Annotated in this window: 15 protein-coding genes and 2 pseudogenes; 14 read left to right on the plus strand and 3 right to left on the minus strand. The window is 45.7% G+C overall.

The features are described 5' to 3' along the window. The first annotated feature begins 21 nt into the window (after positions 1–21). The 9 genes from ACVC9U_RS08445 (at position 22) to ACVC9U_RS08485 (ending at position 7,062) form a co-directional block, all read left to right on the plus strand. Positions 22–957, plus strand: coding sequence for a helix-turn-helix transcriptional regulator (locus tag ACVC9U_RS08445; protein WP_441390564.1), 936 nt, complete (start codon positions 22–24; stop codon positions 955–957). A gap of 53 nt (positions 958–1,010) precedes the next feature. Further along, positions 1,011–1,295, plus strand: a complete 285-nt coding sequence (locus ACVC9U_RS08450; protein ID WP_075754297.1) for a zinc ribbon domain-containing protein — start codon at positions 1,011–1,013, stop codon at positions 1,293–1,295. Then, complete coding sequence (locus ACVC9U_RS08455) at positions 1,292–1,765, plus strand: GyrI-like domain-containing protein (RefSeq protein WP_075754299.1); 474 nt, start codon at positions 1,292–1,294, stop codon at positions 1,763–1,765. Before ACVC9U_RS08450 ends, ACVC9U_RS08455 begins: the two co-directional genes overlap by 4 nt. 81 nt (positions 1,766–1,846) lie before the next feature. Then, positions 1,847–2,560 (plus strand): MBL fold metallo-hydrolase, encoded by a 714-nt coding sequence (locus ACVC9U_RS08460; RefSeq protein ID WP_075754301.1) that lies wholly within the window; start codon positions 1,847–1,849, stop codon positions 2,558–2,560. 7 nt (positions 2,561–2,567) lie between these two features. Next, positions 2,568–3,140 (plus strand): TetR/AcrR family transcriptional regulator, encoded by a 573-nt coding sequence (locus tag ACVC9U_RS08465; protein WP_441390567.1) that lies wholly within the window; start codon positions 2,568–2,570, stop codon positions 3,138–3,140. Between the two features lie 244 nt (positions 3,141–3,384). Then, entirely contained in the window at positions 3,385–4,284 is a 900-nt protein-coding gene (locus ACVC9U_RS08470; RefSeq protein WP_075754305.1) for a DoxX-like family protein, read from the plus strand. A 1-nt stretch (position 4,285) separates the two neighbouring features. Further along, positions 4,286–4,903: a DUF4166 domain-containing protein gene (locus ACVC9U_RS08475; RefSeq protein WP_441390569.1), complete on the plus strand. Its 618-nt coding sequence runs from the start codon at positions 4,286–4,288 to the stop codon at positions 4,901–4,903. Continuing rightward, entirely contained in the window at positions 4,900–6,546 is a 1,647-nt protein-coding gene (locus tag ACVC9U_RS08480; RefSeq protein ID WP_441390571.1) for a YndJ family protein, read from the plus strand. Before ACVC9U_RS08475 ends, ACVC9U_RS08480 begins: the two co-directional genes overlap by 4 nt. Positions 6,547–6,576: 30 nt before the next feature. After that, complete coding sequence (locus tag ACVC9U_RS08485; protein WP_075754310.1) at positions 6,577–7,062, plus strand: DinB family protein; 486 nt, start codon at positions 6,577–6,579, stop codon at positions 7,060–7,062. Between the two features lie 55 nt (positions 7,063–7,117). On the opposite strand, the gene yqeK is transcribed toward ACVC9U_RS08485, so the two are convergent. Continuing rightward, positions 7,118–7,726, minus strand: coding sequence for a bis(5'-nucleosyl)-tetraphosphatase (symmetrical) YqeK (gene yqeK, locus ACVC9U_RS08490; protein ID WP_252606941.1), 609 nt, complete (start codon positions 7,724–7,726; stop codon positions 7,118–7,120). A gap of 170 nt (positions 7,727–7,896) precedes the next feature. On the opposite strand from yqeK, the gene ACVC9U_RS08495 reads away from it, so the two are divergent. The 3 genes from ACVC9U_RS08495 to ACVC9U_RS08505 all read left to right on the plus strand — a co-directional run bounded on the left by ACVC9U_RS08495 (position 7,897) and on the right by ACVC9U_RS08505 (position 9,510). Then, a complete protein-coding gene (locus tag ACVC9U_RS08495) occupies positions 7,897–8,382 on the plus strand; it encodes a MarR family transcriptional regulator (protein ID WP_186447413.1) in 486 nt (161 codons plus the stop codon). A 111-nt stretch (positions 8,383–8,493) separates the two neighbouring features. After that, positions 8,494–9,093 carry a TetR/AcrR family transcriptional regulator gene (locus tag ACVC9U_RS08500; RefSeq protein WP_441390574.1) on the plus strand — a complete coding sequence of 200 codons (600 nt, stop codon included), beginning with the start codon at positions 8,494–8,496 and terminating at the stop codon, positions 9,091–9,093. Positions 9,094–9,099: 6 nt separating this feature from the next. Then, the gene (locus ACVC9U_RS08505; protein ID WP_441390576.1) at positions 9,100–9,510 is read left to right on the plus strand and encodes a DUF5367 family protein; all 411 of its coding nucleotides are present in this window, start codon (positions 9,100–9,102) and stop codon (positions 9,508–9,510) included. A gap of 50 nt (positions 9,511–9,560) precedes the next feature. On the opposite strand, the gene ACVC9U_RS08510 is transcribed toward ACVC9U_RS08505, so the two are convergent. After that, entirely contained in the window at positions 9,561–10,889 is a 1,329-nt protein-coding gene (locus tag ACVC9U_RS08510) for a S8 family peptidase (RefSeq protein ID WP_441390578.1), read from the minus strand. A 220-nt stretch (positions 10,890–11,109) separates the two neighbouring features. Between ACVC9U_RS08510 and csaA the strand changes: the two genes are divergently transcribed. Then, positions 11,110–11,442 carry a chaperone CsaA gene (csaA, locus tag ACVC9U_RS08515; RefSeq protein ID WP_441390580.1) on the plus strand — a complete coding sequence of 111 codons (333 nt, stop codon included), beginning with the start codon at positions 11,110–11,112 and terminating at the stop codon, positions 11,440–11,442. Positions 11,443–11,487: 45 nt separating this feature from the next. Here csaA and tlpB read toward each other — a convergent pair. Then, positions 11,488–13,472: pseudogene (gene tlpB / locus ACVC9U_RS08520) on the minus strand (methyl-accepting chemotaxis protein TlpB). Positions 13,473–13,934: 462 nt separating this feature from the next. Between tlpB and abc-f the strand changes: the two are divergent. Further along, positions 13,935–15,661, plus strand: a pseudogene (gene abc-f / locus ACVC9U_RS08525) (ribosomal protection-like ABC-F family protein). Positions 15,662–15,673: the final 12 nt, after the last annotated feature.

The following is a 15,673-nucleotide window of genomic DNA, read 5'->3' on the forward strand; positions in this document are numbered from 1 at the left end:
GATGAATGTGAGGGATCTGCGGTGAAAATTGACCGGCTATTGGCCATTGTGATTTTATTGATTAATAAACGCCAGGTGCAGGCAAAAAAGCTTGCCGGCATGTTCGAAGTCTCTGTCAGAACGATTTACCGGGATATCGAGGCGATCAACCAGGCGGGCATTCCGATTGTCACCTCACAGGGAGCGGGAGGCGGGATCAGCATCATGGAGCGGTTTCGGCTCGAAAATAAACTGCTTTCTGCAGACGAACTGGCTGCCATTACTACGGCTTTGGAAAGCGTTTCTTCGACGTATGGAGTGCTTCATCACGGTTCTGCCCTTGAAAAAATCCGGTTTCTCGTTTCCGAAGAAGAAATGCCGGAATTCCGCAAGAAAACGGAAAAATGGTTTGTTGACATCTCTTCCTGGGGAGAAAGTCCTGTCATTAAAGAAAAGATCCGCTTGTTAGATGGGGCGGCAGACAGCACGCGGGCGGTCTCCTTTACATACGTGAACAGAGAGGGGCAAACCGGAACAAGGAAAGCGGAGCCGCATACCCTCGTCCTAAAGGGAAGGCACTGGTATTTGTATGCGTTCTGCCTGAAGAGACAGGCGTTTCGCTTCTTTAAACTGTTGCGTATGAAAGACGTGCGGATGCTTGAAGAAAAGTTTGAAAGAAAGGAAGTTGATCTGTCTTCACTTCCTTGGGAAACATCATGGTACAAACCGGACAATATGACCGAGTTGACCCTTCTCATTAAGCCGTCGGGAGAGTCTTTGGCGAGAGAATGGTTTGGCTCCGAAGCGCTCACTTATGAAAACGGACAATGCGTGGCAACCGTTTCTTATCCGGAAGATCAATGGCTGTACGGATTTCTGCTCCAATTTGGAACACATATCGAAGTTCTCGCACCTCCCCGCATCCGTCAAAAAATAAAAAACTTAGCTAATCAAATTGTACATTTATATGAAACCTGACACGATGCTGTCAGGTTTCTTTTTGTATGATGAAGAAAAAGGAGGAATGAAACATGGAACATTATGTTTGCCAAAGCTGCGGCATGCCGATGATAAGCGAACTTTTCGGCACAGAAAAGGACGGGGGGAAGAATCGCGACTACTGTATGTACTGCTATGAAAACGGAGCATATACACATCCGGATGCGACATTGAAAGATATGATCGAAATCTGTGTTCCTTATATAAAAGAAGAGGGAAAAACCGAGGCCGAAGCGAGAGCGCTTTTGGAGCGGACGCTCCCTCATTTAAAACGGTGGACGGCGGATACGCAAACGAAAGGCGGGCAGAGAAGATGAGCTTTTCTCATTTCGAAAAACAGAAGGCAAAGTTATTCAGCGGGATATCGACCGTGACAAGCAACCGTGATGAAGCATCCGAAAAAGGTAAAATTCCTTCTATGTGGAGTTTATACCGTGAAAAATTTCTGCATACTGAACGCCAGGACATAAGGAGAGACACGATCGCACTTTATGCAGATTATGAGACGGACGAACACGGGACATATACATTTTCAATCGGAACGTTCGTTGATCAGCATGAAAAAGCGGCGAATCTCATTTCGCTCCCTGCATCCGAATATGCCGTTTTTGTTTCAAAGCGGGGGAGGATCGAGGAGGTCGTGTTTGAAACTTGGCAGGAGATTTGGACATGGGATGAAAAAAATCTTCGTACTTATACCGGAGATTTTGAAGTTTATGATGAACAAGCAGAGAATCCCGAAAACGCTCAAGTTACCATCTATGTTGCTGTCGATCGAAAAAAATAATGCTTGCAAAACTAATACCATTAGTTTTAAAATGAAAACTAACGGTATTAGTTTTTTATTTTGATCGAAGAGGTGAAAGCGATGAGGATTACCCGATTTGAATCTGTCTACCAGCTGACTTTTTTTCCGCGCATATTTCCTGTCAACTGTTATTTAGCAGATGAAGAAGACGGCCTTACATTAATTGATACAGGGATTCCGATCAGCAAAACAGGGATTTTAAAGGCTGCGGATCATCTCCGCAAGCCGATTAAACGGATTTTGCTGACCCATGCCCACAGCGACCATGTCGGTTCGCTTGACGCGCTGTACTACAGCCTTCCCGGTGTGAAGGTGTCAATATCTGAACGGGATGCGCGTCTGTTAAAAGGTGATACAAAGATGCTGGAAGGGGAGCGCGGAACAATCAAAGGAGGCGTTCCGAAAAACATCAAGACAAATCCTGATATCCTTTTAAAGGAAGGAGACAGGATCGGTTCATTGCTGACCGTTTCATCACCCGGGCATACACCTGGCAGCATTTCGTTTTTTGATGAAAGAAGCGGTCTTCTAATAGTCGGTGACGCCTACCATACGCGAAGCGGCATGACGGTATCGGGGCATTTAAAGCTTTCATTTCCTTTTCCGGCTTTGGCCACGTGGGACAAAGAAATCGCTTTAGAAAGCGCGCAAAAGCTGTTAGATTTAAAACCGAAGGCGCTTGCCGCCGGCCACGGCGATCTTGTCCATGATCCGGCTCAAGCGATGAAAAAAGCGATAAACGAAGCATATATCAAATTGATCAGGAAAGGATGAAGAAATCGTGTCTCCGCGAATCGGGTTGAATAAAGATGCAGTATTGGAAGCTGCGGCATCTCTTGCTGATGAGGAAGGCATTCATGAAGTGACGCTTGCTTCTCTTTCCAAAAGGCTGAATGTCAAACCTCCGTCTCTGTACAATCATATAAAAGGATTGAACGACTTACGGAAAGAACTCGCACTTTACGGCTTGACGATACTTTATGAAAACATGGCTTCTGCTGTCCAGGGAGCCGAAGAGGATCAGGCTGTCAGCAGAATGGCTCATGCATATGTCGCTTTTGCCAAAAACAGACCGGGGCTTTATGAAGCAACTTTTATTGCAATGCCTGATGAAGATGAACGGCTTGACGAAGCAGGAGACAGAATCCTCGCCTTGGTGCTTTCCGTTCTGAAAGACTATCATTTAGACGATGACTTCACGATCCATGCGGTCAGAGGCTTGAGAAGCATCATGCATGGATTTGCAACACTCAGGCAACACGATGCGTTCGGTCTTCCTTATTATGTAGAAGAAAGTTTTGATCTGACAATCCGTGCCTTCTTAAAAGGCATTGCTGTCTATCAGACCGAATAAACAAGGGAATTTCCCCCTTAATTGTTTACATTTTTTCGAAAATTTAGTATGATTGTCGTATGGCTCTTCCATTTTTTGAGTCATAGGTATGAGAAGGCTTAACCAGCCACTAATTGCCTTGGCCTAACAGCCGAGGATTTTTTTATGTCGGCAAAGAGAGGCTGAATATGCAAAAATTGGTTCACACATGATGTGTTCCATGTTATGCTGTTATTGTGAATATATTCACAAAAGGGCGTGCGTAATGAAAAAAACTCCGATTTACGTAGAAATATCTATCCAGACAGATATGGAGCGGCTATGGCGCTATACCCAAGATCCTGCCCTCCATCGGCAATGGGACTTGCGATTTACGGACATTACCTATTTAAAGCGCAGACCGGGTGAACCGCAAAGGTTTTTATACGAAACGAGAATCGGCTTCGGCTTAAAAATTTCCGGTACAGGAGAGTCTGTCGGAAACGTATATCAAGACACGGGAGACAGAGTCTCGTCACTCAAGTTCGCTACAAACCACCCGCTTTCTGTCATTCGCGAAGGCAGAGGATACTGGAAATACAGCGAGAGCGAAACCGGGATCACGTTTATGACACAATACGATTATGACACCCGTTACGGGAGGCTGGGCCGGCTTGCAGATATGGCATTCAGGCCGCTCATCGGCTGGGCGACGGCCTGGAGCTTTGCTGCGCTGAAGATTTGGCTTGAAAAAGGACTTCACCCAAGGCTGCTTTTTCAAAAAACATTGATCTATTGGCTCGTTTGTCTGCTGTTTTCTTTCGTCTGGATTTACCAAGGGCTTGTTCCAAAGCTTATTACGGCTCATCCTGAGGAAATCAGCATGCTTTCAGCTTTCACGGGCGGCCGTTTTCATCCCGAAATGCTCCTGAAGCTTATCGGTTTGGCCGAGGTGATGGTCGGTGTGTTATGGCTTTATCCAGGCCGGAAAAGGAAGTGGTTCCTTCTGCATATCGCCCTGCTTGTGCTGCTTTCGGCATCGGCGGGAATGGCTGATCTCGGATCTTTTGCCCAACCTTTTAACCCGGTCGTGCTTAATGCAGCGCTTATCATCTTGTCCGTTGTCGGCTATGTGAGCGCTTGCGGCATTCCAAACGCGGGTAATACGATCAGAAAGAGGCGTTGATTTGGTTTCGATTTATGAACGGGTGATCGAGGACTTTCACCTTCTTCACCCAAAACTCAAGGAACGGTATCACCCCACTCAAGAAAGCGCGTTCAGAGGCAAAGGAGTCATGACGGAAATATCCGGCGGTTCGTACTGGATCAGGCTGTTGTTTAAAGCGGGAACGGTCTTCCGCTGTTTTTTTCCCGAAAGAGGGAGGAACGTTCCGTTCACGATTGAAAATCATATTCGGCTGACGAAAAATGATACACCGGCAGCTGTTTGGAACAGAACTTTCTTTTTTCGTGATAGACAAAGGTATTTTGATGCTGTCATGATCTATGATGAAAGCCGTGTTGAAATCATCGACTATTTCGGACATCCGCCAATCTTAATCTCAAGCCTGCGGTTTAAGGCGGAAGCCGACGGATCATTGTCGATTACTTCTGTCAGACAATGGCTGCCTTTATTCAGTAAAAAGCTGCCCCTTCCAAAGTGTTTATACGGTATTTCCAGCGTGAATGAATCGTATGACGAAGAAAAAAGCTGTTTTACGATTGATGTTCATGTGAAAAACCCGCTGTTCGGAACGCTGTTTGCCTACAGAGGAACGTTTAACAGGGAGGGGGAGACGGCATGAAAGTCCGCCGCTTTTTTGTAAGCGTTCTTTGCTTTGCGGTTTTTTTCGCCGGAAAAGCGCCGGACATCCCGGCAGCAGAGGCGCTGCTTTTATTAGCGATGCTGTTTTTTGTTCCGGCCGCGCTCAATCTCATTCAGTATGAAAACGGAATGTTTCAGCTGATCAGCGTGTGCTTTCCTTATGCGGCATGTGCGGCTTCGTTATCCCTGTTGTTCCATTCCCCGCTTTTTTCAGCGGTTTGGCTGTGCTATACGGGGATGATCGCCTTTTACGGCGTCCTCCGCCTCTGGGAAAGAGGAGGAAAGGGCCTTGAAGAGGCATCGATTGACAGCGGCCTGCTTTACCTTCCTTTCGGAGGGGTTTGGCTTTTTGCTTATACGCTGAATCTCCAGGTCATGGATTTCAGCCCGCTGATCGTGCTGCTGACAGCGGTGCATTTTCATTATTCTGCCTTTTTCATTCCGATTTTTAATGGAATGCTCGGAAGGAAGCTGAAAAAGAAAGGCCTTCTTTATGCGGCGGTGACATGGCTCATCATGCTGTCTCCGCTTTTCATTGCGGTCGGCATATCGTTTTCGAAAACCATTGATGTCTTCGCAGTTGCGCTGTATTTGGCGGCCATATACGGCAGCGGCTTTCTCGTCTCGATTGCGGCCTTCAAAAACAGCGCGGCTCGCCGCTTTGTTATCTTTTCGTCTTTAACATTGATGATCACCATTGCTTTTTCACTCATTTACTCTTACGGCGTTTTTCGCGGCCGGCCGACTTTTACAGTCCAGGAAATGATTTGGATTCATGGGCTTGTCAACGCTTTAGGCGTCATTATTCCAGCGCTGACCGGCTGGCGTCTTGAATCTCCTGAGCCGGACTGTGAAAGAAGGCAAGGCGAAATGATGAGCAACATTTACGGGTCATGGAGAATAGGAGCCGATTTTTTACACCGGCACCGATTACAAAGCGATTCGTCTTACCAAGGTCTTGCCGATGATATGAGCGCATTTCAGAGAAACGGATTTCAGCTTGAGACGGTTTCTCCTCTTATTCTCGATTTCTATGAGCATACTGCCGATTATTCGTTAACAGCGGAGATCGCCTGGCGTCCATGGTTTAAGCCGCTTGCGCACATGTACCAGCTGATTTCAAAAATGACAGGGCAAATTCATTTGGGGACAAAGACCGGGCGGCAAACGATGGAGGGCGAGATTATCGGTGTTAATTCAGCCAAAGACGGCAGGAAGAATGTGCGCGCATGGGTCAGAACGAACGAGGAAGGCGAGACTGTGTTCGTGGCGCTTTATTCTGCTCATACCCATGATCACATCACATATATGAATATTGCTCTGCCATTGCCGTTTTCCAATCTGACAGGCATTTTAAAGCCGAAAACAGAGGACGGCTGCCTGATTTTGACGAGCAGTGACAAACGATCTGACCGGGGGGATGAAGGCATTTTCCTTTCGACCGGAACAGGTACGTTTAAACTGCCGCTTGCCGAACGCTTTATCATCAAAGAGCAGGGACGGAAGAGGCTCTGCGCCCATCACCGCATGTGGCTGTTCGGCATAAGGTTTCTCGACATTCAATATCATATTGAAAAAAAGGATTCTGCCGTCAATAGGGCGAAAATAGCAAATGAAAGCTAGGCAAAAATCGAATCGAACTGGAGGGTATTTATGCTAAAAAACATTTTACTTGAACAGTTTAAAGCATGCTTTAACGAAACGACTTGGTTTGTTTGTTTTCAAACGGCTTCCGCTGATCTCACGGAAAGCCAGGCAAGACAAAAAGGGGAAGGTTCGGAAAATTCGATTTTAGAAATTGCCAACCATTTGATTTTTTACAACGAGCGCTATTTAAAGTGGTTTAAAGGAATTCCCGTTCCGGCTTTTGATTATACGATCGATGATACGTTTGTAAACAAAAGCGGACTGGGCTGGGAAGAAAGCCGGCAGGAACTGAATACGATCTATGACGAATGGATCGATGCGCTTTCGGCATGCGAAGAGGAGATGCTGAACGAGCCGGCCCAGCATGATCCGCATTCCACCTGGGCGGAGATTTTGTCCATTCTCATTCTTCATAACGCTTATCATCTGGGACAAATCGTCACGATCCGAAAACAGCAGAAATCGTGGGACCCTTCAAAAGGCGTCAACTAACGGTGTTGTCAAGCAAGATGGCGGCTTAAGGCGGTCACCCACCCTAAGCCGCAGCTCATTTTGCCTGGGGGCATGCTTCGATTATTGCTTTTAGGTGATAATAGGCGTCTTTTAGCCAGGGATGGACAACTTTCAGTTTATCTTTTTGTTTCCACAAATACTGAATATAAACAAACGCCCCGTGCTCCAGAGAAATTTCAAGCGCTTCATGAAGCTCCTTGATGTAAGGCGGAGTCCCTGTCTGATCCCATTCTATTTTGTCCGCTGAAAACAGGACAAGGTCGAGCTGCGAGGGATTTTTTTTAAGCGTTGTATGGCATTCTATTGCATCTAAAATATCTTGATCCGCCACCTGAAACAGGTCCCGCGCCATCACTTTCGACAGTTTTTGATGGATAATCATCGGAAATATCCGTTCTTCGGGCAGAATATCAATACCGAGCGCCTCAGCAGCTGCAATCCTTTTTGCATTAGGGATGACACCGCTGATGTCATGCAAAATTCCGGCTATTCCCGCTTTTTGTGCAGGAACATGAAAACAATTTGCCAAATCTTCCGCCGCTTTTTTCACCCTTATCGAATGTTCGGCTGTTTTTTCGTGGTTATGGCGTCTCAAAAATTCAAGGGCATCTGAACATACATCGCCTGTGCAGCGAACTTCCATCTCTATTCCTTCAATATTCATCAGCGATTCTCCTTTTTGATGTTGTTTCATGATAAACAAAACACCTTCGTTATCTGATTTTATCTTATCATAACATTGACAAATCCGAGAACATACAATTAAAATATTTTGTTAACCGGAAAATAAAAAGAAGGGACTGTCGATTGACTATGTCTGAACTGACAAAACAGCTGATCTATGATATGTATGTTAAACTCCTGCACCTGAACGAACAAAAAGCGGATACTGATCTCAAGGCATTTTTAAAGCAGGCGGCAGAATCTGATGTTAAACGGCTCCCGGGGAATATGACGACGATCCATGTCATCAGCTGTATCGGTCATGATGAACCGATTAACAACACAGGCATCGCCAAAAAAATGAATTTATCAAAAGCAAATATTACAAAAATCAGTTCAAAGCTGCTGAAAGAAGGCCTTATTAAACGGTTTCAATTGACGGACAACAAAAAAGAGATATACTTCAGGCTGACGCCCAGCGGAAAACAAGTGTTTGAGCTTCATGAAAAGCTCCATCAGCAAAAAGCGGAACAGTTTCAGCGGTTTCTCGATTCGTTTTCAACAGCAGAACAGGGAGCTATTTTGAAATTTCTTCAAGGGCTGGCGCTTATGGCAGAAACAGATAATAAACAATAATAATATTATGTTAACTTGAAAGAGAAGATAAAACCGATTGACAAGAAAACCCTTCCAGATTATAGTTGAACCATCAAGTTAGTTATTCAGATAACTAAGAGGTGAAGTTTAATGGCAAGGCCGAATGTGACATCAAAAGAAACGCTGATTGAGGCGGCTAAGCGCCGCATTGCCGGACATGGTCTCGACAAATTGACGTTAAAGGCGGTTGCTGAAGAAGCAAAGGTGACGCAGGGAACGGTTTACTATCATTTCCGGACAAAAGAGCAGCTCGTGTTTGAAGTGGTTCGCGACCTTTGCCGCGCGTCGTGGGAAAGGTTGAAAGCAAATGAAAAACCCGCTGCCGAAAGGATAAAAGACGGATTATCATCGGCGAAATCAAGAACACGGAAAGATGCGTATTACCATCAGCTTTTTTTAGAATTGGCCGTTTTAGGTTTTCGAAATGAAAAGATAAACGAACAGCTTGGAGAACTTCTCGAAGAGGAAAATGCGGTGTTGGCAGAACAGCTTTCCGAGATGTGGAAGCGTTCTCCTGTTGACGGGGTTTCTTTCAGCACGTGGGGCATTCTTTTAAACGCACTAATCGACGGTCTTGCGCTTCAGTCGCTGATGTCTCCTGGATTTTCCTCTGAAAAAGTCTACGGAGAACTAGAGGCGGTGCTGCAGATGCTGACGGAAACCGCTGTAAAACAGCATGGAGGGGAGTAAAGGAAGATGGAGAGGTTGACTGAAAAACTAGGTTTGGCTCTTGTTTTTTCGTTCGTTGTCTGGCTTGGCGCCACCGTGTTTTTTATGCTGTTCGGCAGTGCGGTTCTTGCCGAACCCGGCCAAGATGCTTTTATGCTCCGCTTTTTGCTTCTTGAAGCCGGAACTTTTACCCTGCTATATGCCGTGATCCTCGCTTACCGGCGAGTTGACAAATCGAGGTTTGCGGCGGTTAAGCTTGGCATTGTGGGGTCGGCAGTCGGTTTATTTCTCGACACTTTTTCTTTATGGCATCATTCATTGATCTTCCCGGCGCTTTCAAAGGGCCAGGTGATTGGATTTGCGGTTTGGATGGTTTTCGCGTATGCCATGTATTTGACGATACCGCTCATACTTGAAAAAAGAAGGTCTGCGGTTTAAATGTTTTATGTAAGATTCGCCCGCTTTATGCCAAAACGGGCGAACGGTCTTTAATCTTGCGGAACCGATTGTTCTGCATTGATGTATCCCGCACCGTAAACATTTGGATCGCGATCTTTCCATAAATCGGTTCCGTCTATTAACAGTTGTTTGATTTCATCAGGTTCTGTCCCTGGGGCTTGCTGAAGAATAAGTGCTGCAATGCCTGCACAGATCGGCGTGGCCATCGAGGTTCCGGATAATATCATATAATCCGTGCCGACTCTGTTTGCTTTTTGCATCTTATCGAGAAAAGATCCGGGTGAACGAAGCGATGTAATATTTGTGCCCGGTCCCAGCAAGTCCGGTTTAACTTGACCGTAGATCGTCGGCCCTCTGCTTGAATAAGAGGCAACATCATCATCCTCCCGGCTGACTGTATCCCGGTCATCCAAAGCTCCGACTGTAATAATCTTGCTGCTGACGCCCGGGCTGGCAATCGTTTGCGCATCAGGACCGGAATTTCCGGCTGCCGCACATACAACAATGCCTGCATCCCATGCTGCATGAACAGCTTTAACGACCGGATCTTCTTCCTCATTCTCGTAGCGTAATGCATCTGCCCCCAATGACATTGAAAGAATGTCGATCGGATCATCAGGGTTTTCCTCATTGAATTGAATGCACCAATCGATCCCTTGAATGACGGTTTCCAGCGTGCCGGATCCCATTTTGTCCAATACTTTTACACCGACAAGTTCCGCTTCAGGAGCAGGCCCTCGGTACTGACCCGATGAGGCAGCTCCGTTTCCGCAAGCATCGCCGGCGCAGTGTGTGCCATGGCCGTTGTCATCATACGGTTCTGTCCTTTGGTTGACAAAGTCTTGAAAAGCCCTGATCCTGCCTTCAAGATCTTTGTGAGGGTATATGCCCGTATCAATGACAGCGATAGTGACACCTTTGCCTGTCAGCGTCTGGTTGTTTCTGATCACCTCTTTGGCACGGCTTGATTCAACCGCTACGTCGAGGAGCGCTTTCACTTTGCGATTTAAATAAATTTTGCGAATGTCACCGCATTGAGATAGGAGCGATTGCAAAGAAGAAGGGGTGACTTCCGCGCTGCAGCAGCTAATGTTGGAGAAGCGATGCTTGATTTTGTTTCTTCTTTTGCTGCCGATCATTTCATTGACTACTTGATAGCCTTTATGGTGGCTGTCTTTTTCAAATTCAATAATGACCGGTATTTTTTTGTTTTTCATTAATATTTTTTCGAAAAATCCGTGTAAAAAGCAAGGCGTCCATTTAAAAGGTTTATAGAGTTTCAGCACGCTTTCTCTCAGCGGCCGGTCCAGTTTATGGGCGTTGGACCTTACCATTTGAACCATATAGGAACCGAACATCCTAGTTCCACCTCATCTCTTAGTTTATTCTTCCTCTTAATCTATGAATGAAAGGGGGTTCCCGTAAAGTTGGCTGTCCTAAAACGGCGGCAAAAGAGGCCTGTTTACTATTCGCTTCTGGAAGTGGCAGCGGAAGTCCAGGGTTTCAACGAATCAAAATACATGATATTCTAGTCATGTCAATATCACCCTCTAGAAAGCGGCCAAAGGAGCTGAATTCATGGCAACAATCGAAGATTTTTTAAAGCTTGATATTCGGGTTGGGACAATTTTAAAAGCGGAAGAGTTTCCGGAAGCGAAAGTGCCGGCTATTAAGCTTGAGATCGATTTCGGAGAAGAGATTGGCGTCAAGCGTTCGAGCGCTCAAATCACAAAGCGTTATACACCTGAAAAGCTTGTAGGCCGGCAGGTGACAGCAGTCGTCAATTTTCCGCCGCGGCGGATTGCCGGGTTTAAATCGGAAGTTCTCGTTCTTGGCGGCGTGCCGGAAAAAGGCGACGTTATTTTGCTGGCGCCTGATCAAGAAGCGCCCAATGGAACGAAGATCAGCTGATACATAAAAGAGAGGCTCCCTCCAAACAGAAGGAAGCCTCTCTTTTTATTTCACCTTGAATTTTTTCGTCAATTCTCGCAGATCTTCCGCCATTTGTTCAAGTGTGGCAGAAGACGTGCTGATTTCTTCCATTGAAGCCAGCTGTTCTTCCGCTGATGCTGCAATATCTTGTATTCCAGCTGTGCTTTCCCTTGAAACATCGGCGATTTCCTGAACGGCACCGGAGACTTCCTGCGAACCTTTCGACAATTGTTCGACCGCCGCATTGAGCGTTTGCAGCTTGCCGGCGATCTCATTCGTCATGCCGCTGATTTCGTGAAAGCTTGTTTCTGTTTTCTCTGTTATTTTGAGTCCGGATTGGACTTCATGGTTGACCGATTGAAACATCTTGAGAGAATGTTCGATTTCTTTGACGATTTCCTGAATCAGCGCTTCGATTTCTTTTGCCGAATCCGCTGATTGGGCAGCAAGCTTTCGAACTTCTTCGGCGACGACGGAAAAGCCTCTGCCTGACTCGCCGGCGCGGGCCGCTTCAATCGCAGCGTTCAATGCCAATAGATTCGTTTGATCAGCAATTCCGTTAATGACCCTGAGAATTGATGTGATATCTTTCGATTTGCCTTCGAGACCTTTGACGACGCTCTCAGCTTGTTTGACAGATCGATCGATGGAGTTCATCTGGCCGACCGTTTTCTGAACGAGTTCTCCGCCGGTTTCGGCGATTTCTGTCGATTTGATCGATGATTCAGTAATCGATTCCGACACTTCGGTCATTTCGCTCAGATGATCATTCATTTGGCTGAGCTGCTGCGAGCTGGTTTCAACTTTTTCATTCTGGCTTTCGGCCCCGTTAGAGAACTGTTCGATCGCAGAAGTAATATGTTCTGTCGCTTGGCTCGTCTGTTCCGCGCTTGCTGTCAGCTGCTCTGATGAGGAGGCGACATTTTCAACCGATTCCTGAATGGTGCCGATCAGTGTGCGGAGCGATTCCGCCATATCATTGAAGCTTGTGCCGAGCTGCCCGAATTCGTCATTTGAACGCACTTTAATTTGCTGTGTCAAGTCGCCGCTGCTGATTTTTTTGGCAGATTGAACGAGCTGATTCAATGGTTTGCTGATCGCGCGGACGATAAAGAAAATGAGAATTCCGCCAAGCACCAAAGCCCCTGAAAAGACGATCAGAGCCATATAAAAGACGGGCTTTGTGGCGTTTGTTATCTCATCGGAGAACATTGTCCCGGCGATTTTCCAGCCTGTTAATTGATTTGTGGCAAAGGCCATTTGCTTTTCTTTTCCTTCAAAAGTATATTTGAATTCGCCTTTTTCTTGCTGTAAACTTGGTCAACCCAGCCGCCTTCACCTTCAGTTCCGGCTTTCATCTTCGGGTGGGCGATGTATTTTTTTGACGCACTTGAAATAAAAGCAAAGCCGTCTTTTCCAACTTTGACATCGTTTGTCGCTTTAATCAGCTCATCGATATTCAAGCTGAGCGCGGCGACGCCAGACCCGTCTTCATTCTGCTTGGCGATGGTAATGACCGTGTTGCCGGTGGCGGCAGAGGTGTATGGATCAGTGACGATGATTTCGCCTTTTTTCTCAACCGCTTCTTGGAACCATGGCCTTTCCGCGGGATTATAGCCGTCAGGCATTTTCGTATAAGGATGCTGCACGTAGACACCGTCTGCAGAGCCTGTGAACACGGCTTCTACATCTTTATTTTGTCTGGCGTATTGTTCAAACTTTTGTCTTAACGAAGTCTGGCCTTTTTCCTTGTATGTTTTTTCTTTGATCTCTTCACTGAAATATGTAACAGCATCCGCTTTTTTCTCAATGTTTTGATCGATCATTTCGTTTAATTGATCCACGCTGTTGCTTGCGCTTCTCATGATTTCATCTTCAATCGAACTTCCCGCCGTATAATAGGAAACACCTGAAAGGATTAAAACTGGGAGCGTTAAAATCAATAAAAATGAGACCGCTAATCTTTTAGAAAGAGAGGGATGCTTGAACCAGTCCAATATTTTTTTCATTCGCCAAAACTCCTTTTTATAGTTACGAGATTAATATCGGACAATTTTCACACTTTTGCATTAAATTTTAAATTTTAGACTTCGAAATAAAATTCTCAACTAAGGTGAAAGGCAACAGTTTTTGGGATCGGCTGAAAAAAGGGCTGCATAACTGTTGACAAAGTTTACCTTCGTTTATATACTAATCGGTAAATACAGTGAAAGGAATAGGTATAGGGGACATGAAGCAGTAATCTTATTTTCCATCGTTTTTTAAATATGAAAAAAACGGAAACTTGGAGAATAGGATGAGTATGCCCTTTTATACCTTGCATCAATTTCTAAATTTGCATGTTTTTTGTCGTGCAAAGAATTGGGATCGGTTCATACCGCTTTCACGATGCATATTTTGGCATGATATCCTCTCCGGGTTTCCGCGAGAGGTTTTTTGTTCCAAGCCAAAATAAAACAGAGGTGAACGGTATGACGATCTTAATGAAAATAAGAGGTTTGCAAAAAAGCTTTGGAGAGCAGACAATTTTAAAAAACATCGATTTTGACATTTCCAATCAAGAGCGGATTGGTTTGGTCGGATGCAATGGAGCGGGGAAAACAACGCTTGCAAATATATTAAGCGGTCATGCAGAAGCCGACAAAGGCACTGTTCAAACAGACCGGACGCTTAAAATCGGCTATCTGCTCCAGTCGATTGAGTACTCTGTTCATGATTTCAACAGCATATTAACAGGCGATGAGGGGGGGAATTATATCAGTTGACGAGCAGTCTTGGCTTATCAAAGGTTCAAAGCTGGAATTCCGAACGGCTCAGCCATTTGAGCGGAGGAGAAAAACTGAAGCTTGCACTGGCACACGTCTGGAAGACGATGCCTGATCTCCTCATCTTAGATGAGCCGACCAACCACTTGGATTTAAAAGGGATCAGTTGGCTCCTTGAAGAACTGCAGCAATATCAAGGGGCAGTATTGATTATTTCTCACGATCGTTATTTTCTGGATCAATCCGTCTCCAAAATCCTCGAACTGGAAGATGGGAATTTGCACACCTATCAAGGAAACTATAGTGCATACCGGCGGGAGAAAAAACGGTTATATGAAGCACGCCTGCACCAATACGAAGTCCAGCAGAAGCAAAAAGAAAGAATCGAGTCACAGATTGCAACTCTTCAAAATTGGTCGCAGAAAGCCCACCGCGACTCAACAAAACAGGGATCACAGTCAGAACGAAGGCAGCTTGGTTTTAAAGAATACCATCGGGTAAAAGCCAAAAAGCTCGACAACCAAGTCAAATCAAAACTGAAACGCCTTGAACAGGAACTTGAAAAAAACAAAGCTGAAAAGCCAAAGGAAGCGGCATCTGTCAATTTTCAGTTTTCATCAGGAGAAAAAAGGGGCAAGCGGATTATCGAAGCTAAAGGCCTGGCAAAAGCGTTTGACGGACGTACTTTATTCAAAGACAGCCATTTTTACGTCAAGCATGGCGAGAGAATAGCGCTTATCGGAGACAATGGGTGCGGCAAAACGACCCTTGTTAAGATGATGTTGGATGCTGAACCTGCAACAGCCGGAACGCTATGGAAAAGCCAGTCTGTAAAGGCCGCATATTTAAGCCAGGATGTCAGTGATCTAAGGGTTGACCAAACAGTTGCTGAAGTGCTGAATTTGTCTGACAGAGCCGAAATCGCAAATGCGCGGACGATTTTGGCCAATATGGGGATCAAAGAAAACCGCTTTCATGATGGAATCGGGACGTTCAGTCTCGGGGAGCGGACCCGAATCAAACTGGCAGGCATGATTTTAAAGGATTATGATCTGCTGATTCTGGATGAACCGACCAACCACCTCGATTTGCCAAGCAGGGAGCAGCTTGAGCAGACATTGCTTGAGTTTCAGGGAACGATCATCATTGTGTCGCATGACCTGTACTTCACAGACAAATTGTGTGAGAAGCTCCTTGTATTTGAAAACGGTCGTATCACCCGCGTCGAAACCGGATTAAAAGATTATCGGAACAGACAGAAACAGCCCCATGCAAAAAGCGATGAAGAGGAGCGGCTGCGCATCGAAAATCGGATGACCGCCGTTCTTGGAGAGTTGGCGGGACTCACGCCTCAAGATCCGAAATATCATGAATTGGATCAGGAGTTTTCAGAGCTGGCCAAACGCAAACGGGCGTTTTTAGAAAAAGAATAAATGAACAGAACC

It is taken from the genome of Bacillus sp. GM2 (assembly GCF_056155945.1).